The organism is Streptomyces sp. NBC_00045, assembly GCF_045041095.1.
In the GTDB taxonomy this organism is placed as follows: Bacteria; Actinomycetota; Actinomycetes; order Streptomycetales; family Streptomycetaceae; genus Streptomyces.
In genome coordinates this window covers 1,957,037-1,973,959 of record NZ_CP108271.1, presented here as the reverse complement: position 1 = coordinate 1,973,959, position 16,923 = coordinate 1,957,037, and the positions used below count along the sequence as shown (strand labels likewise).

At 72.5% G+C, this 16,923-nt stretch carries 16 protein-coding genes and 1 tRNA gene; 11 read left to right on the top strand and 6 right to left on the bottom strand.

The features are described 5' to 3' along the window. Positions 1–99 precede the first annotated feature (99 nt). The gene (locus OHA65_RS09360) at positions 100–1,644 is read left to right on the top strand and encodes an APC family permease (RefSeq protein WP_327282668.1); all 1,545 of its coding nucleotides are present in this window, start codon (positions 100–102) and stop codon (positions 1,642–1,644) included. Between the two features lie 218 nt (positions 1,645–1,862). After that, positions 1,863–3,299, top strand: a complete 1,437-nt coding sequence (locus OHA65_RS09355; RefSeq protein WP_327282667.1) for an amino acid permease — start codon at positions 1,863–1,865, stop codon at positions 3,297–3,299. A gap of 78 nt (positions 3,300–3,377) precedes the next feature. On the opposite strand, the gene OHA65_RS09350 is transcribed toward OHA65_RS09355, so the two are convergent. Next, positions 3,378–3,737, bottom strand: a complete 360-nt coding sequence (locus tag OHA65_RS09350; RefSeq protein ID WP_327282666.1) for a zinc ribbon domain-containing protein YjdM — start codon at positions 3,735–3,737, stop codon at positions 3,378–3,380. Positions 3,738–3,809: 72 nt separating this feature from the next. Beyond that, positions 3,810–3,894, bottom strand: a tRNA-Leu gene (locus OHA65_RS09345). A 168-nt stretch (positions 3,895–4,062) separates the two neighbouring features. Here OHA65_RS09345 and OHA65_RS09340 point away from each other — a divergent pair. The 3 genes from OHA65_RS09340 to OHA65_RS09330 all read left to right on the top strand — a co-directional run bounded on the left by OHA65_RS09340 (position 4,063) and on the right by OHA65_RS09330 (position 6,610). Beyond that, positions 4,063–5,388 (top strand): M20/M25/M40 family metallo-hydrolase, encoded by a 1,326-nt coding sequence (locus OHA65_RS09340; protein WP_328762250.1) that lies wholly within the window; start codon positions 4,063–4,065, stop codon positions 5,386–5,388. A gap of 129 nt (positions 5,389–5,517) precedes the next feature. Further along, positions 5,518–5,751, top strand: coding sequence for a chaplin ChpH (chpH, locus tag OHA65_RS09335; protein WP_327282664.1), 234 nt, complete (start codon positions 5,518–5,520; stop codon positions 5,749–5,751). Between the two features lie 94 nt (positions 5,752–5,845). Then, a complete protein-coding gene (locus OHA65_RS09330; RefSeq protein ID WP_405761723.1) occupies positions 5,846–6,610 on the top strand; it encodes a chaplin family protein in 765 nt (254 codons plus the stop codon). A 42-nt stretch (positions 6,611–6,652) separates the two neighbouring features. Here the strand turns inward: OHA65_RS09330 and OHA65_RS09325 are convergent, their stop codons facing one another. Continuing rightward, the gene (locus OHA65_RS09325; RefSeq protein ID WP_073774709.1) at positions 6,653–6,841 is read right to left on the bottom strand and encodes a DUF5703 family protein; all 189 of its coding nucleotides are present in this window, start codon (positions 6,839–6,841) and stop codon (positions 6,653–6,655) included. 47 nt (positions 6,842–6,888) lie between these two features. On the opposite strand from OHA65_RS09325, the gene OHA65_RS09320 reads away from it, so the two are divergent. After that, complete coding sequence (locus tag OHA65_RS09320; RefSeq protein WP_329313080.1) at positions 6,889–7,596, top strand: hypothetical protein; 708 nt, start codon at positions 6,889–6,891, stop codon at positions 7,594–7,596. A 66-nt stretch (positions 7,597–7,662) separates the two neighbouring features. On the opposite strand, the gene OHA65_RS09315 is transcribed toward OHA65_RS09320, so the two are convergent. Together OHA65_RS09315 and OHA65_RS09310 are read right to left on the bottom strand one after the other, a co-directional pair. After that, a complete protein-coding gene (locus tag OHA65_RS09315) occupies positions 7,663–10,140 on the bottom strand; it encodes a helix-hairpin-helix domain-containing protein (protein ID WP_405763387.1) in 2,478 nt (825 codons plus the stop codon). A gap of 233 nt (positions 10,141–10,373) precedes the next feature. Next, positions 10,374–11,366, bottom strand: coding sequence for an aldo/keto reductase (locus OHA65_RS09310; RefSeq protein ID WP_327282660.1), 993 nt, complete (start codon positions 11,364–11,366; stop codon positions 10,374–10,376). A gap of 101 nt (positions 11,367–11,467) precedes the next feature. Between OHA65_RS09310 and OHA65_RS09305 the strand changes: the two genes are divergently transcribed. Then, positions 11,468–12,517 (top strand): LLM class F420-dependent oxidoreductase, encoded by a 1,050-nt coding sequence (locus tag OHA65_RS09305; protein WP_327282659.1) that lies wholly within the window; start codon positions 11,468–11,470, stop codon positions 12,515–12,517. Positions 12,518–12,717: 200 nt separating this feature from the next. After that, complete coding sequence (locus OHA65_RS09300) at positions 12,718–13,506, top strand: ferritin-like domain-containing protein (protein WP_405761719.1); 789 nt, start codon at positions 12,718–12,720, stop codon at positions 13,504–13,506. A 20-nt stretch (positions 13,507–13,526) separates the two neighbouring features. On the opposite strand, the gene corA is transcribed toward OHA65_RS09300, so the two are convergent. Next, positions 13,527–14,519 (bottom strand): magnesium/cobalt transporter CorA, encoded by a 993-nt coding sequence (gene corA, locus OHA65_RS09295; protein WP_328762243.1) that lies wholly within the window; start codon positions 14,517–14,519, stop codon positions 13,527–13,529. A 54-nt stretch (positions 14,520–14,573) separates the two neighbouring features. On the opposite strand from corA, the gene OHA65_RS09290 reads away from it, so the two are divergent. The 3 genes from OHA65_RS09290 (at position 14,574) to OHA65_RS09280 (ending at position 16,893) form a co-directional block, all read left to right on the top strand. Then, on the top strand, positions 14,574–15,311 hold the full coding sequence (locus OHA65_RS09290) for a histidine phosphatase family protein (protein ID WP_327282656.1): 738 nt from the start codon (positions 14,574–14,576) through the stop codon (positions 15,309–15,311). 113 nt (positions 15,312–15,424) lie between these two features. Further along, on the top strand, positions 15,425–16,015 hold the full coding sequence (locus OHA65_RS09285) for a DUF3090 domain-containing protein (protein ID WP_048476940.1): 591 nt from the start codon (positions 15,425–15,427) through the stop codon (positions 16,013–16,015). Next, positions 15,979–16,893 (top strand): SCO1664 family protein, encoded by a 915-nt coding sequence (locus OHA65_RS09280; protein WP_328762242.1) that lies wholly within the window; start codon positions 15,979–15,981, stop codon positions 16,891–16,893. Before OHA65_RS09285 ends, OHA65_RS09280 begins: the two co-directional genes overlap by 37 nt. Positions 16,894–16,923: the final 30 nt, after the last annotated feature.

Below are 16,923 nucleotides of genomic sequence, written 5' to 3'. Positions count from 1 at the left end.
GGCCCGCACTCCGCTCGGCCCGCACTCCGCTCGACCGCACTCCGCTCGACCGCACCAGCCCAGTTCGACCCCGACCTTCCCCCGAAAGGACACCCCGCCATGGCGACGGGCAGATCCACCACGCTCAGCACCGCGCCCGAGATCCGCACCTACAAGGGCCAGGACCGCGCCCTGCGCGCCGACCGCCTCGGCACCGCGGGCCTGCTGCTCTCCGTACTCGCCGCCAGCGCGCCCCTCATGGTCGTCGCCGGCGTGATGCCCACCACCTTCGGCGTCATGGGCGTCGTCGGCCAGCCGCTGCTGTTCGTGATCCTCGGCATCGTGCTCGCGCTGTTCAGCATCGGCTACGCCGAGATGAGCCGGCACGTCCACAACGCCGGCGCCTTCTACGCGTACATCGCCCGCGGCCTCGGCCCCACCGCGGGCGCCGGCGCCTCGCTCGTCGCCCTGGTCGCGTACAGCGCCATGCAGGTCGGCGTCTACGGCATCCTCGGCTTCGAGATCTCCGGCCTCTTCAGCACCTACCTGAAGATCGACGTCGCCTGGTGGATACCGGCCCTGGCAGCCGTCGCAGTGACCGGAGCGCTCGGCTGGCTCAAGATCGACCTCAATGCCCGCGTCCTCGGCGTCCTCCTCCTCATCGAGTGCGCCCTCGTCGTCATCTTCGACGTCGCCGCCCTCGCCGACCCCGGCCCCGAAGGCCTCTCCCTGCACGCCTTCGACCCCGCGACCCTCGGCGGCACCGGACTCGGCACCGCCCTGTGCTTCTGCATCGCCGCCTTCGTCGGCTTCGAGCAGTCCCCGGTCTACGCCGAGGAGACCAGCAAGCCCCACATCGTCGTCTCCCGGGTGATGTTCCTCGCCGTCGGCTTCGTCGCCCTCTTCTTCGCGCTCAGTGCCTGGGCCCTGACCGTCGCCACCGGGCCCTCCCAGATCGTCAAGGCTTCCGGCGAAGCCGGCCCCGGCCTGCTCTTCGAGCTCACCCAGAGCCGTCTCGGGACCACCTTCACCGACGTACTCCACGTCCTCTTCGTGACCGGCATGTTCGCGGCCATGCTCAGCTTCCACAACGTGGTCGCCCGCTACGCCTTCGCCATGGGCCGCGAGGGCCTGCTCCCCGCCGCCTTCGGCCGGACCAGCGCGGGCACCGGCGCCCCCGCGACCGGCTCCCTCCTCCAGACCGTCATCGCCACGCTCGTCGTCCTCGCCTTCGCCTTCACCGACGACACGCCGGCCGGCGACCCCACCACGCCGGTCCTGCACCTGTTCACCTGGATGGGCAGCGTCGGAGCCCTCGGCGTGACCCTTCTCATGGCCGCCGCCTCCTTCGCCGTCATCGCCTTCTTCGTCCGCCGCGGCACCGCCGGCGCCCAGGTCTGGCGGCTCGTCGCGGCCGGCGCAGCCGGGATCGCCCTGCTCGGCATCGCCGTGTACACGGTGAAGGACTTCGGCGTCCTCGTCGGCGCCGAAAAGGGCTCCGCGCTCAGCTGGGTCCTGCCCGGGATCATCGGCGCCGCCGTCGTGGGCGGACTGCTCTACGGGGCGATCCTGCGCAGCCGCCGCCCCGAGGTGCACGCCCGCATCGGCCTTGGGAACGAGGCCTTCCGCCTCGACCAGGCCGCGGAGGCCGACCCCCGCGACTGACCCCCACTGCCTCGCTTTCCTGCCCGTACGAAGCCCCCCGCGCCCGTTTCCAAGGTCGTCGGGGGCTTCTGTGCGAGGAGGGCGGGTTTTGGCCGGGGCCGGGGCTCATGGTCTCCTGGGGCGACAAAAACCACCGGACCCCCGCACAGGTGACCCCACCCAGCTCACCTGCACGGCGGTCGGAACTGCCTGTCCCACCCACGAAGGCGAAGTCCTACATGAGTGACCGCACCTTGACCGAGGCCCCGGCCCCGGCGTCCGCCCGCCACGTCGACGCCGGTGACGAGGGCTACAGCAAGGACCTCAAGTCCCGCCACATCAACATGATCGCGATCGGCGGGGCGATAGGCACCGGCCTGTTCCTCGGTGCCGGCGGCCGGCTCGCCAACGCGGGCCCCTCCCTCGCGATCGCCTACGCGGTGTGCGGCATCTTCGCCTTCTTCGTCGTCCGGGCCCTCGGCGAGCTCGTGCTCTACCGGCCCTCCTCCGGCGCGTTCGTCTCCTACGCGCGCGAGTTCATGGGGGAGAAGGGCGCCTACACGGCCGGCTGGCTGTACTTCCTGAACTGGTCCACGACCACCGTGGCCGACATCACCGCCGCCGCGACCTACGCGCACTTCTGGTCGATGTTCACCAGCGTCCCGCAGTGGGTCCTCGCCCTGATCGCCCTCGCCGTGGTCCTCACCGCGAACCTGATCTCGGTGAAGTACTTCGGCGAGATGGAGTTCTGGTTCTCCCTGGTCAAGGTCGCCGCCCTGGGCATCTTCCTGCTCGTCGGCATCTACCTGGTCGCCACCAGCCACGACATCGGCGGCCACACCCCGGGCCTGTCCTCGATCACCGACAACGGCGGCATCTTCCCGTCCGGCATGCTCCCGATGCTCCTGCTGCTCCAAGGCGTGGTCTTCGCGTACGCCTCCGTCGAGCTGTGCGGAGTCGCCGCCGGCGAGACCGAGAACCCCGAGAAGATCATGCCGAAGGCGATCAACTCGATCATGTGGCGCGTCGGCCTGTTCTACGTCGGCTCGGTGATCCTGCTCGCGCTGCTGCTCCCGTACACCTCGTACTCCTCGGACCAGAGCCCCTTCGTCACCGTCTTCGACAAGCTGGGCATCCCCGGCGCCGCCGGCGTCATGAACCTGGTCGTCCTGACCGCGGCGCTCTCCAGCCTGAACTCCGGGCTCTACTCCACCGGCCGCATCCTGCGCTCGATGGCCATGTCCGGCTCCGCGCCGAAGTTCACCGCCCGCATGAACAAGGGCAAGGTCCCCTACGGCGGCGTGCTCTTCACCGCCGCATTCGGCCTCGCCGGCGTCGGCCTGAACTACCTGATGCCGAAGGACGCCTTCGAGCTCGTCCTGAACTTCGCCTCGCTGGGCATCCTCGGCACCTGGGGCATGGTCATGATCTGCTCGCTGTTCTTCTGGCGCCGCGCGCAGGAGGGCACCCTGCAGCGGCCGTCCTACCGCCTGCCCTGGGCCCCGTACACGCAGATCGTCACGCTGGTGTTCCTGTTCGCCGTGCTGGTCCTGATGTGGTGCGACGGCGGCGTCGGCCGCACCACCGTCCTGTGCGTGCCCGTCATCGGGGCCGCCCTCGTCGGCGGCTGGTTCCTTGTCCGCCGCCGCGTCGCGGAGATCGCCGCGAGCCGCTGACGGCCTTACGGGTAGACAACGAAAAGAAGGACCCCGCGTCGGGCGGGGTCCTTCTTTTCGTTGCCGCGGGGCGGCGGATCAGGCCTTCTTGACCACGCTGGACTTCAGCTGCATGGCACCGAAACCGTCGATCCTGCAATCGATGTCGTGGCCGTCCACACCGTCGATCAGCCGGATGTTGCGCACCTTCGTGCCCGCCTTGATCCCGGACGGGCTGCCCTTCACCTTGAGGGCCTTGACCACGGTCACGCTGTCGCCGTCGCTCAGCACATTGCCGACGGCGTCCTTCACGACGCGCTCCCCGGGACCGGCCGCGTCCTGCGCACCGCCCTCGGCGGGAACCCACTCGTGGCCGCACTCGGGGCACACCACGAGGGCGTTCATTTCGTAGGTGTACTCACAGGAGCATTTCGGGCAGGGCGGCAGGTTCTCGATCACGCCTTCAGGGTAGCCCCACGCGGAAAGGGCCGAAAACGCCGAGAACCCCACCGAAGTGGGGTTCTCGCTCTGTGTCCGAGGGGGGACTTGAACCCCCACGCCCGATAAAGGGCACTAGCACCTCAAGCTAGCGCGTCTGCCATTCCGCCACCCGGACAAGGTGTCTGTCTCGCGTCCCTCGCGGGCCGTTCCGACGTGGAAAACATTACCAAACATTCCGGGGCCCCGATCACACCCCCCTGCGGCCGGGGATCGCCCTTGGGGAGAGCCGCCCAAAGCGGGAGGATGGGGAGGCAGTCGGTACCGACCAGTGGGAGGAAGCAGCGTGAGCGAGTCGAGCGCGGGCAGGAACGTCTCTGGCGAGGACGAGGTCGTCGACCTCTGCCGGGACCTCATCCGGATCGACACCAGCAACTACGGGGACCACTCCGGCCCCGGCGAGCGCAAGGCCGCCGAGTGGGTCGCGGAGAAGCTCGCCGAGGTCGGGCTGGAGCCGCAGATCTTCGAGTCCCACCGGGGTCGTGCCTCGACCGTCGCGCGCATCGAGGGGGAGGACCCGTCGCGCCCGGCGCTGCTGATCCACGGGCACACCGACGTGGTCCCGGCGAACGCCGCCGACTGGACGTACGACCCGTTCGCCGGCGAGATCGCCGACGGCTGCGTGTGGGGCCGCGGCGCCGTCGACATGAAGGACATGGACGCGATGACGCTCGCCGTCGTGCGCGACCGGCTGCGCAGCGGCCGCAAGCCCCCGCGGGACATCGTGTTGGCCTTCCTCGCCGATGAGGAGGCCGGCGGCGTGTACGGCGCCCGGTACCTCGTGGACCATCACCCCGGGCTCTTCGAGGGGGTCACCGAGGCGATCGGCGAGGTCGGTGGCTTCTCGTTCACCGTCAACGAGAACCTGCGGCTGTACCTGGTGGAGACCGCCCAGAAGGGCATGCACTGGATGCGGCTCACCGTGGAGGGCACCGCGGGCCACGGCTCGATGACGAACAACGACAACGCCATCACGGAGCTGTGCGAGGCCGTGGGCCGGCTCGGCCGCCACCAGTGGCCGGTCAGGGTCACCAAGACCGTACGGTCGTTCCTGGACGAGCTCTCGGACGCGCTCGGCACCCCGCTCGACCCGGACGACATGGACGCCACCCTGGCCAAGCTCGGCGGCATCGCCAAGATGGTCGGCGCGACGCTGCGGAACTCGGCCGCCCCGACCATGCTCGGCGCCGGCTACAAGGTCAACGTCATCCCCGGCCAGGCCACCGCGCACGTCGACGGCCGCTTCCTGCCCGGCTACGAGGACGAGTTCTTCGCCGACCTCGACCGGATCCTCGGCCCACGCGTGAAGCGCGAGGACGTCCATGCGGACAAGGCGCTGGAGACGGACTTCGACGGCAAGCTCGTGGACGCGATGCAGACCGCGCTCAGGGCGCACGACCCGATCGCGCGCGCGGTCCCGTACATGCTCTCCGGCGGCACGGACGCCAAGTCCTTCGACGACCTCGGCATCCGCTGCTTCGGCTTCGCCCCGCTCCAGCTGCCGCCCGAGCTGGACTTCGCCGGGATGTTCCACGGAGTGGACGAGCGGGTGCCGGTGGACGGGCTGAAGTTCGGCGTGCGCGTGCTCGACCGATTCATTGACAACTGCTGAGAATCGAGAAGGTGTGCGCATTGCACTGAGAAGAGTGAATGCGCTCATACGCTCGTAGCCCTGGTGATCCCTCCTCGTTACAGGTGGTGCGGTCCGCGGCTGGGACCGCATTGCCAACTAGGAGGAACAATGTTCAAGAAGGTTGTCGCCGCTGCGGCTGCCACCGGTGGTCTGGTGCTCGCGGGTGCGGGTCTGGCTGTCGCCGACGCGGGTGCCCAGGGTGCGGCCATCGGCTCCCCCGGTTTCCTGTCCGGCAACGTCGTCCAGGTCCCGGTCCACGTTCCCGTGAACGTCTGCGGCAACACGATCAACGTGGTCGGCCTGCTGAACCCGACTTTCGGCAACCCCTGCGTCAACGCCTGACGCTTCTGAAGTCTTGGGCCCCGGAGCGCATTCCAGCGCTCCGGGGCCGCCGGGCTTTGGGGCCCGGTGTTCGTACACAGCAGGGGGATTACACATGCGCAAGACTCTGAGCATCATGGCCGCCGCGGGGGGTGTTCTCGCGCTGGGTGGGGGTTACGCACATGCGGACTCCGGCGCGTCCGGCCATGCCGTGAACTCTCCGGGCGTGCTGTCCGGGAACTCCGTCCAGGCACCCGTGGACGCTCCGGTGAACGCCTGCGGCAACAGCATCTCGATCGTGGGGCTGCTGAACCCGGCCTTCGGGAACGGCTGTTCCCAGCACTCGGCCACACCGAACCAACCCGGACACCCGGGGCACCCGGGCCAACCCGGACACCCGGGCGAGCCCGAGGAGCCGGACGAGCCGTGCGACGAGGACGAGCCGACCCATCCCGGCCAGCCGGGCCACCCCGGAACGCCCGGTCAGCCCGGCCACCCGGGGAACCCCGGACACCCGGGCGTTCCCGGTCAGCCCGGAAACCCGGGTACGCCCGGCCATCCCGGCAACCCGGGAACGCCCGGCAACCCGGGGCAGCCCGGCACTCCCGGTCAGCCCGGCAACCAGGGCACTCCGGGCGTGCCCGGTCACCCCGGAACTCCGGGTCACCGCGGCAACCCGGGTACCCCCGGCACGCCCGGTCAGCCCGGCGCGGGCGGCGTCACGCCCGTCGCGCACCCCGGGCAGGGAATCGGGCCCGTCCAGCAGGCGGGGCTCGCCGCCACCGGGGCGGGAGACGTCCTCGGTGTGGGCCTCCCGCTCGCCGCCGGCACGCTGCTGGCCGGTGCCGTGCTCTACCGGCGGGCCCGCAACGCGGCCTGACGGGCGACGCTCATGGCGCGGGCCCCGACCCCGGGGCCCGCGTCACCAGGTGGCGCGGACCTGACGGATGATTCTCCGGCGCAGTCGTACCCGACGGCTGCCGTCCCGATGCAAGGAGAGCCGGTCGAGTTCCCAGTTCCCGTACTCGGCATGATCGGTGAGCAGGCGGGTCGCCTCCTTGCGGGGTACACCGCGGGGCACGTACACGTCGACAAATTCGTATTCCGGCATCGAATCTATTGTGCGGGCAGAGGCCTGCTACGGATAGCGTCTGCACTATGTCTGATGCCGCTCTGCCCAGTGTTGCCGAGGTACGCGCCGCCGCCGAGGCGGTCAAGGCCGCACTCGACCGTCACCTCGCCGCGGTCGAGAGCAGGATCGGGGACGAGGATCCGGCCGTCTACGCCGCGTTCAACGAACTCGCCGCCGCCGCCGAGGAGTACGACGAACTCCTCTACGACCGGTACGACGAGGTCACCCCGTTCGAGATCCCCACGCCCGAGGACGGAGTCCCGTACACCGGGCCCGCCGAGCCCGCCGCGTTCAGCGTGCTCATCCGCCGCGACTACGCCGTCGTCGAACCGCCCCGGCTGATCGCCCAGGCCGAGCGGGTCGCCGCGCACGACCGGGAGGCCGACCTCGTCCACGACGGAGGCACCGCCAGTGCGCTGGGCGTGCTCTTCGGGGAGTACGAGCCCGACGAGATCGCCTCCCGCTACAAGGAGTTCGGCCTGGAGGAGGGCGACTCCACCCTCTGGATCGCGGCCTCGGAGGAGGTCGCGGAACCGGGGGAGTGGCTCGGCTCGCCCTTCGGGCACACCGACCCGCAGCACGTACTGCACCGCTTCGACGTCAGCTCCGTCTTCGACGAGGAAGCCGACGACTTCGACGACGAGGACGCACAGGACGCGGACGGCACGGACGGCACGGACGGCACGGGCGGTGTCGGCGGTCAGACGACCGCGCCCGGCCTGACCCCCGCCTGATCGGCCCGCGCACACGACACCGCGGCCCCCGACCCGGGAAGGGGCGGGGGCCGCGGTGCGTGCGGGTCACTCCGGCTGGTCCTGCGCTGCCGCCACGAGGGCCCGCAGCAGGCCCGTCAGCCTGGTCGTACGCGGCTTCGGCAGCACCTCCGCGACCGCGCGCGGCAGCGCCTGGTCGACGCCGTGCACCACCGACAGGTGGCGCTCCGCCCGGCCGAACGCCGAGTACACCCAGTCCCGGGAGAGGGCCTGCGCCGCGTCACCGGGCAGTACGACGACCACGGCCGGCCAGCGGGCACCGACGGCCTGGTGTGCGGTCACCGCCCAGCCGTGCCGCACCTGTGAATCGACCTGCTCCTTCGGTACGACGATCCGCGCGCCCGCGGCGTCCAGGTGGAGCCCCTGTGCGTCGGCCGACACCACCCGGCCCGGTTCGGCCCGCCCGGGCGAGGGCACGTGGACGACGCGGTCACCGGGGTCGAAGCCGCCGAACCGGCCGGGGCCGGGGTTCAGCCGCTCCTTGAGGGCGGCGTTCAGCGCCCGGGTGCCCGCCGAGCCGCCGTGGCCCGGGGTGATCACCTGGACCGAGTCCGCCGGGATCCCGAAGGCGCGCGGCACGGACTCGGCCACCAGCTGCACCGTGCGGTGCACGGCCTCCCCGGCGTCGCGCACCGGGACGATGACGACCTCCTTGCCGGGGGCGTCGACCTGGTTCAGCTCCCCGATGCCGATCCCCGAGACGAGTTCGCCGATCGGGCCCGGGTCGGGGGTGCGGGAGACCAGCTGCGGGCAGGCGCGGGCCGCCAGCACATCGCCGAAGACCCGGCCCGGCCCGGCGGATCCGAGCACGCCCGGGTCTCCGGAGAGCACCAGACGGGCCCCGTCGGGGACGGACTCGACGAGCGCGGCGGCGGTCTCCACGTCCAGCTGCGGGGCGTCGAGGACCACGAGCAGGTCCACCGCGAACTGCCCGTCCGCATCCCGGCCGGGCCCCTGCGTCCCGGAGAGCAGTCCGGCCACGGTGACGGCGCCGGGCGCGGGCGCGTGCGCGGCCAGGCAGACGCGCAGGCCCAGGTCGCGGGCGGCCGTCAGCAGGGCCAGCGGTTCGGCGCGGGCAGCCTCGCCGCCGGTGTGGGTGACCAGGCCGTGTCCCGAGACGGCGCGGACCAGGTCGGCGCCCGGGCCGGCGCCGGAGGCGGCCTTCTCCCAGTCCGCCGGATCGTTGAAGGTGTTGGCCAGTCGGGCCAGGCCGTCGGCCAGGCTCTCCTCGGCCAGCGCGTACCCCTCCAGGCCCACGAGGACGCGTACGGGTTGCTCCTCGCCTTCGGCGACCGGCGGGCCGAGCGGTTCGTGGAACACCAGGACGGCGCCTTCGCCGATGGCCTGCTCCAGGGACTCGGCGGGGTCCGGGACGCCGTACTGGGTGAGGGCAGATTCCAGCGTGGGCGCGTCCAGGGCGGTGTGCCCCTTGAGCGCGGCCTGCTCCAGCAGCCAGCCCACGAGAGCGGTGGCGCGCCGCTCGTCACCGGGGCCGGCCTCGGCGCCGAGCAGGGCCCGGGCGAAGCCGTCGGCCTGGGTGGGGCGGACGCCGGCGACGGCGAGGAGCCGCCAGGGGTCGTGCGCGAGCTGCTCCGCGGCGCCTTCGCCGAGGGCGGTGGCGGCCGGGCCGGCCAGCGCCTCGGGGGCGCCGCCGCGGGCGAGTACGGCGCGCACGTCTTCGATGCCGGCCGCGGAGGGGGCGGCGGGCGCGGGACGGGCGGGGGCCGGGGGTGCGGCGGGGGCCGTCGCGGGCTTGCGGGGGGAGGTCGGGGCCTCGTCGAAGTACACCGGGGAGGGCTTCTCCCCGCTCTCCACGGCCCGTACGGCGGCCAGCAGGTCGGCGGCCTTCCCGCTGAGCTTGGCCCCGGCATCGACGGGCCCCTGGCGCTCCGCCTTGCGGCGGGCGATGCGCTCCCGCTCGATCTTCTGCGCGGCCAGCTCGGCCTCGGCCTCGCTGAGCGCGGGCTGCGCCGCCTCGTCGGAGCCGGTCGCGCCCTCGGCCCCCGCGGTGCCCGGTGCCGTGCCGTCTGCGGCCTCCGAGCCCCCGGGTGTGCCGTCTGCGGCCTCCGAGCCCCCGGGTGCGCCGTCTGCGGCCTCCGAGCCCCCGGGTGCGCCGTCTGCGGCCTCCGAGCCGCCGGGTGTCGTGCCGTTCTCGGTCTCCGAGCCGCCGGGTGTGCCGTCTGCGGCCTCCGAGCCGCCAGGTGCCGTGCCGTCCTCGGCCCCCGCGGTGCCCGGTGCCGTGCCGTTCTCGGTCTCCGAGCCGCCGGGTGTGCCGTCTGCGGCCTCCGAGCCGCCAGGTGCCGTGCCGTCCTCGGCCCCCGCGGTGCCCGGTGCCGTGCCGTCCTCGGCCTCCGAGCCGCCGGGTGCGTCTGCGGCATTCGCCGTTGCCCCGTGCCTGTCCCCCTCGGCCTCCGGCGTGCCGGGTGCGGCCGTATCGGGGGCGGCGGGCCCGTCGCCCGTGCTTGTCCGCGCGGGGCTTTCCCCCGCCCCGCCCCTTCCCGACACCGGGGGCTCCGCCGCCGGGCCCCCGCTCGCGGCTTCGCCGGAGTCGCCTGCCTGCGGTTCGGCGGCTCCCGCGTCCCTTCCCGGCCGGGCGTCCTGCGGGCCCGCCGGCCGTGCGCCCGCGGCCGACGCTTCGTCAGAGCGGCCCGGCTCTGCCGGGTCGGGGTCGGTGGCCGCCTCCGCCTGGGGGCCCGGGGTGGCCGGGTGGTCCGCGGAAGCGGGGTGGCGCTCCGTACTCACAGCGTGCTCCAGTCCTGATCGGGGTAGCGATGCACCGGCGCCGAAACATCGTCCAGCGCCCGGCAGATCTCCTCCGGAAGAGTAAGGGCCTCCACCGACAAAGCCGCCGCGAGCTGCACGGACGTCCGCGCGCCCACGATCGGTGCGACCACCCCCGGCCGGTCCCGGATCCAGGCCAGGGCCACCTGGAGCGGGGTCACCGCCAGGCCCTGGGCCGCCGTTGCCACCGCGTCGACGATGCGGCCGGCCGCGTCGTCCAGGTACGGCTCCACGAAGCCGGCCATGGTCGGCGAGGCGCCCCGCGAGTCCGCCGGAGTGCCGTCCCGGTACTTGCCGGTCAGGACCCCGCGGCCCAGCGGGGAGGAGGGGAGCAGCCCGACGCCCAGGTCCAGCGCCGCCGGGAGGACCTCGCGCTCCACGCCCCGCTGGAGGAGGGAGTACTCCATCTGCGTCGACGCCAGCCGGGTCCGTACCCCCGGGGCGGCGAGCTGCCAGGTCGCCGCCTTCGCCAGCTGCCAGCCGCTGAAGTTCGACACCCCCGCGTACCGGGCCCGGCCGCTGCTCACCGCCAGGTCCACCGCCTGGAGGGTCTCCTCCAGCGGGGTTCCGGGGTCGAAGGCGTGGACCTGCCAGAGGTCCACGTGGTCGGTGCCCAGCCGGGCCAGCGAGTCGTCGAGCGCGGACAGGAGGTGGCCGCGCGAGGCGTCGAACCGGCGGTCCGGGTCCCGTACGGAGCCCGACTTGGTGGCGATCACCAGGTCCCGGCGCGGGACCAGCCCGCCCATCAGCTGTCCCAGCAGGTACTCCGCCTCGCCGCCCCCGTACACGTCGGCGGTGTCGACGAGCGTGCCGCCCGCGTCCCAGAACGTCTTCAACTGCTCGGCGGCGCCCGACTCGTCCGGTCCTTCCGCGGAACGGCCCCAGGTCAGGGTGCCGAGGCCGATCCGGGACACGCGCAGCCCCGTGCGGCCGAGATGCCTCTGCTCCATGAGCGCTGAGACTACTGGGGCACTGCCGCGGCGGGCCCGGGCGCGCTACAGTCCCCCGCAGACCTACGTTACTGATCGGTAAACCGGTAAGGGGACGACACATGCGGCTCGGCATCAATCTCGGCTACTGGGGCGCTGGCATGGACGCCGACAACCTCGCCGTGGCCCAGGAGGCGGACCGCCTCGGCTACGACGTCTGCTGGGCCGCGGAGGCCTACGGCTCCGACGCCCCGACCGTGCTCGCCTGGGTCGCCGCCCAGACCGAGCGCATCGACGTCGGCTCCGCGATCCTGCAGATCCCGGCCCGCCAGCCCGCGATGACGGCCATGACGGCCGCCACCCTCGATTCCCTGACCAAGGGCCGCTTCCGGCTCGGCCTCGGCGTCTCCGGCCCCCAGGTCTCCGAGGGCTGGTACGGCGTCAAGTTCGACAAGCCGCTCGCCCGCACCCGCGAGTACGTGGAGATCGTCCGCAAGGCGATGAGCCGCGAGCGCCTCAGCTACGAGGGCGAGCACTGGACCCTCCCGCTGCCCGGCGGCCCCGGCAAGCCGATCAAGCTCACCGTGCACCCGGAGCGCGAGCACATCCCGCTCTACATCGCCGCCATCGGGCCCAAGAACCTGGAGCAGACCGGCGAGATCGCCGACGGCGCCCTGCTGATCTTCCCAGCCGCAGAGCACCTGGAGGCCACCGCGCTCACTCACATCAGGGCGGGCCGCGAGAAGGTCGGCCTGACCATGGAGGGCTTCGACGTCTGCCCGACCGTCCCGCTGGCCGTCGGCGACGACGTGAGCGCCCTCGCCGACACGTTCCGCCCCTACACGGCCCTGTACGTCGGCGGCATGGGAAGCCGGAAGCAGAACTTCTACAACCAGCTCGCCCAGCGCATGGGCTACGAGAAGGAAGCCGCCGAGATCCAGGACAAGTACCTGGCGGGCGACAAGGCGGGCGCGGCCGCGGCGGTCCCGCACTCGCTGATCGACTCGACCACCCTGCTCGGCTCCGTCGAGCGGATCGCGGACGGGATGCGGGCCTACGCCGAGGCCGGGGTCACCACCCTCACGCTCGCCCCTGCCGGGTTCACCCTCGACGAGCGGATCACCGCCCTGCGGGCCGGCACCGAGGCCATGGAGCGCGCCGGCCTGGCATAGGCGCGTCGTCCGGCAAGGCCCTGCGGCCGTGGTGGGGGCTCGGGGGTCTTCCCCGCCACGGCCGACACAGTCACCAACGCGTGCGGCACCCTCCGGGTTACGCCTCCGGCGTCACCCCTTCACGGGTGCGAGTCCTTCGTTCGGCCGAGTCGTGCGATGCCTCGGTTGCCGGGCCTCCGCATCGGCCGTTGACTCGATGCATGCTCTCTGCCCGCAGCCTGTTCCAGGAGATCGTCGACAACGACGACTCGTTCCAGCTGTTCTGCTCGATCGCCGCCAGCGGGGAGTCCCAGGGCGGCTGGGAGAACGCCCGGATCGCCGCCCTGGTGCCCGACGGCATGTGCGAGCTGGCGCCCAAGATCACCCGGCACGGGGCCGACGAGGACAAGCACGGCCGGATCTTCAGGGCCCTTCTGCGCAAGCGCGGCCTGCCGCCGGTCCCCGTGCCGCCCGAGACCGACTACACGATGCTGCTGGAACGGCGCGGCATCGGTCTCGCGCACGAGAAGCTGCGCCGCGAGGAGCCGCTGACCGAGGAGGACATCGTCGTCTACCTCGCGCACAGCCGGGTCACCGAGCAGCGCGCCGCCGACCAGATGGACATGCTCGTGCGGTACTTCGGGGACCACCCCGTGGTCGGCAAGGCCGTCCGCATGATCAGCCACGACGAGGACAACCACCTCGCCTACTGCCACGAGGAGCTGCTCCGCCTCGTCCGCGAAGGGCACGGCCGGACCATCCAGCGGGTGCTGCGCGACAGCGCCCTCGCCGAGATCTCCGTCTACCGGGACGTGAGCCTCGCCGTGGCGGACCACATGGGCCGGCTGCTGCGCTGGCCCGCGCCCAAGAGGGGCGTACTGGCCGCCGGGATCCACGGGACGTACGCGTACGAGCGCTTCGCCGGCTGGCACCGGATGATCAGCCTGCGCCCGCCGGAGCGGCGCGACGCGCTGGGTGGCCTACCGGTGAACGCCCCCGAGTACGCGTAGCGGCGGCCGGTCGGCCGCCGCTACAGCCAGCCGCGGGTCTTGAACAGCCGGTGCAGGCCCAGACAGGCGCCCACCATCACCAGCAGCACCGCCGGATAGCCCCAGGCGTGCCTGAGCTCCGGCATGTGCTCGAAGTTCATCCCGTAGATCCCCGCCACCATCGTCGGGACGGCCGCCATCGCCGCCCAGGCCGAGATCTTGCGCATGTCGTCGTTCTGCCGGACGCCCATCTGCGCCAGGTGAGCGGCCAGCGCGTCCGACAGCAGCCGGTCCAGGCCCTCGATGTACTCGCTCGCCTTGGTCAGGTGGTCGGCGACGTCGCGGAAGAACGGCTGCGCGTGCTCGTGCACGAAGGGCACGTTCCCGAACGCCAGCCGGTCCATCGGCTGGAGCAGCGGGCTGGTCGCCCGGCGGAACTCCAGCACCTGCCGCTTGAAGCCGTAGATCCGGGCGGCGGTGTTCTTGGTGTCCGTGACGTTCGGCGCGAAGACCTCGGCCTCCACCTCCTCCAGGTCGGCCTGGAGCTCGGCCGCGACCTCGATGTAGTGGTCGACCACCGCGTCGGACACCGCGTACAGCACCGCCGTGGGGCCGTGCCGCAGCACCTCGGGCTCCTGCTCCAGCCGATGGCGTACGGCGGCCAGCGCCGCCCCCTCGCCGTGCCGGACCGTGACCACGAAGGAGTCGCCGATGAAGAGCATCAGCTCGCCCGCGGTCACGGTGTCCGCGTCTTCGTCGTACTCCACCGGCTTGAGCACGACGAAGAGCGAGTCGTCGTACACCTCCAGCTTGGGGCGCTGGTGCGCGGTCAGCGCGTCCTCCACCGCGAGCTTGTGCAGCCGGAACTCCCGACTGACGTGCTCGAACTCTTCCTCCGTGGGCTCGTACATGCCGACCCAGAGGAAGGCGTCACCACTCGCCCTCGCCTCGTCGAGGGCGTCCGAGAGGTCTTCGGGCGCAGGAGAGCGGCGGCCGTCCCGGTACATGGCGCAGTCGACTATCACGCACGGCATTCTCCCCTGCCCGCCCCCACCCCGCACGCGCCGACCACCCCCTAGGCTTGCGCCATGGCCACGCTGATCCTCGTACGACACGGGCGGTCCACCGCCAACACCGCAGGGCTGCTCGCCGGATGGACCCCGGGAGTGGCCCTCGACGAGCGCGGCGCCGAGCAGGCGGCGGCGCTGCCCGCGCGGCTCGCCTCGGTGCCGCTCGCCGCCGCCGTCAGCAGCCCGCTCCAACGCTGCCGGGAGACCCTGGCTCCGCTGCTGGCCGCCCGCCCGGAGCTGGCGCTGCACACCGACGACCGGATCGGCGAATGCCACTACGGCGACTGGTCGAACCGCAAGCTCTCGGAGCTCTCCGACGAACCCCTGATGAAGATCGTCCAGCAGCACCCCTCGGCCGCGTCGTTCCCCGGCGGCGAGTCCATGCGCGCCATGCAGGCGCGCGCCGTGGACGCCGTACGGGAGTGGAACGACCGGATCGAGGAGGAGCACGGGAGCGACGCCGTGTTCCTCATGTGCTCGCACGGGGACATCATCAAGTCCCTTGTCGCGGACGCCCTGGGCATGCACCTGGACCTCTTCCAGCGCATCCACGTGGACCCCTGCTCCGTCACGGCCGTCCGCTACACGCCGACGCGCCCGTTCCTGCTCCGGCTCGGCGACACCGGGGACTTCGGCTCGCTCGCCCCGCGTCCGGCCCGTGCGCCGGACGCGGACGCGGTGGACACGGAGACCTTCGAAAGCGCGACCGAAGACGGTGGGAACGCGGTCGTGGGGGGCGGCGCGGGCGCGGCGTGATCGAACGGCGCAGTAGGGTGGACTGGCCCGATTGAACGCCCCACGGCCGAAGAGCTGAAGAGCGCAGCCGCACGCGTGCAGCCCCGCCTGCCGCCGAGACTTGGAGACTGGACGTGCCCCGTCAGGTGTTCCTCTACGACCCGCCGGACCGTTTCGTGGCCGGCACGGTCGGTCTACCGGGACGCCGTACGTTCTTCCTGCAGGCCTCGTCCGGCCCCCGTGTCACCAGCGTCTCCCTGGAGAAGACCCAGGTCGCGGCGCTGGCCGAGCGGATGGACGAGCTGCTGGACGAGGTCGTACGGCGCACCGGGGGCAACGCCCCGGTCCCGGCCATGGCCCCCGCCGAGGCCGCCGACACCGCGCCGCTCGACGTCCCGGTCGACGAGGAGTTCCGCGTCGGCACCATGGCCCTGGCCTGGGACGGCGAGGAACAGCGGATGATCGTCGAGGCGCAGGCCCTGGTGGAACTCGACGCCGACTCGGAAGAGGACCTCGCCGAGGCGGAGGAACGGCTCCTCCAGGACGAGGAGAACGGCCCGCCGATGCTGCGGGTCCGCCTCACCGGCGCCCAGGCCCGCGCCTTCGCCAAGCGGGCCCTGGACGTCGTCAACGCGGGCCGGCCGCCGTGCCCTCTGTGCAGCCTGCCGCTGGATCCGGAGGGGCACGTGTGCCCGCGCCAGAACGGCTACCGGCGCCAGGCGTGACGGGTACGGGGGAACACGAGGAACTGCTCGCCAAGGGCGAGCTGACGGTCGTCGGCCGGATCCGCGAGGCGTCCAACGCCGTCCTGCTGTGCACGGTGCGGTACGGGGGCGCGAGCGCCGACTGCGTGTACAAGCCGGTCAAGGGCGAGCGCCCGCTGTGGGACTTCCCGGACGGGAACCTGGCCCGGCGCGAGGTCGCCGCCTATCTGGTGTCCGAAGCCACGGGATGGGGCCTGGTGCCGCCCACCGTGCTGCGCGAGGGGCCGTACGGCGAGGGCATGGTCCAGCTGTGGATCGAATCCGGCGCCGCCGGGGACGAGGCCGCCGGGGACGAGGCCGCCGCGGACGAGGCCGGCGCGGACGACGGGACCGCGGACGACGGGACCGGGGACGCGAGCGGCCTGCTGGCCCTCGTCGAGGGCGAGGAGGCGGGGGAGGGCTGGAAGCCGGTCGCCCTCGCCGAGGTCGGGCAGGGCCGCACCGCGCTGCTCGTACACGCCGACGACCCCCGACTGCGCCGGCTCGCCGTCCTCGACGCCGTGATCAACAACGGTGACCGCAAGGGCGGACACCTGCTGCCCGCGCCCGACGGACGGCTCTACGGCATCGACCACGGCGTGACCTTCCACCGCGAGGACAAGCTGCGGACCCTGCTGTGGGGCTGGGCGGGCGAACCGCTGACCGGCGAGGCCCGCGAGGTGCTGGCCTCCCTGGCCGCCCGGCTGGCCGAGGGCGAGCCGCTCGCCACCCGGCTGGCCGAACTGATCACCCCAGCCGAGCTGGCCGCCGTACGGGCCCGGGTGGCCGACCTGCTGCGCAGCGGAGTCCATCCGCAGCCGTCAGGGCAGTGGCCGGCGATCCCCTGGCCTCCCGTCTGACCAGGCCCGGCCGCCCGGCGGCCGGGCACG

Bases quoted from the DNA above. Each gene is read 5' to 3' on its own strand.
- OHA65_RS09360 (WP_327282668.1), top strand. From the start codon at position 100: ATGGCGACGGGCAGATCCACCACGCTCAGCACCGCGCCCGAGATCCGC.
- OHA65_RS09355 (WP_327282667.1), top strand. From the start codon at position 1,863: ATGAGTGACCGCACCTTGACCGAGGCCCCGGCCCCGGCGTCCGCCCGC.
- chpH (WP_327282664.1), top strand. From the start codon at position 5,518: ATGTTCAAGAAGGTTGTCGCCGCTGCGGCTGCCACCGGTGGTCTGGTG.
- OHA65_RS09330 (WP_405761723.1), top strand. From the start codon at position 5,846: ATGCGCAAGACTCTGAGCATCATGGCCGCCGCGGGGGGTGTTCTCGCG.
- OHA65_RS09325 (WP_073774709.1), bottom strand. From the start codon at position 6,841: ATGCCGGAATACGAATTTGTCGACGTGTACGTGCCCCGCGGTGTACCC.
- OHA65_RS09320 (WP_329313080.1), top strand. From the start codon at position 6,889: ATGTCTGATGCCGCTCTGCCCAGTGTTGCCGAGGTACGCGCCGCCGCC.
- OHA65_RS09310 (WP_327282660.1), bottom strand. From the start codon at position 11,366: ATGGAGCAGAGGCATCTCGGCCGCACGGGGCTGCGCGTGTCCCGGATC.
- OHA65_RS09305 (WP_327282659.1), top strand. From the start codon at position 11,468: ATGCGGCTCGGCATCAATCTCGGCTACTGGGGCGCTGGCATGGACGCC.
- OHA65_RS09300 (WP_405761719.1), top strand. From the start codon at position 12,718: ATGCTCTCTGCCCGCAGCCTGTTCCAGGAGATCGTCGACAACGACGAC.
- corA (WP_328762243.1), bottom strand. From the start codon at position 14,519: ATGCCGTGCGTGATAGTCGACTGCGCCATGTACCGGGACGGCCGCCGC.
- OHA65_RS09290 (WP_327282656.1), top strand. From the start codon at position 14,574: ATGGCCACGCTGATCCTCGTACGACACGGGCGGTCCACCGCCAACACC.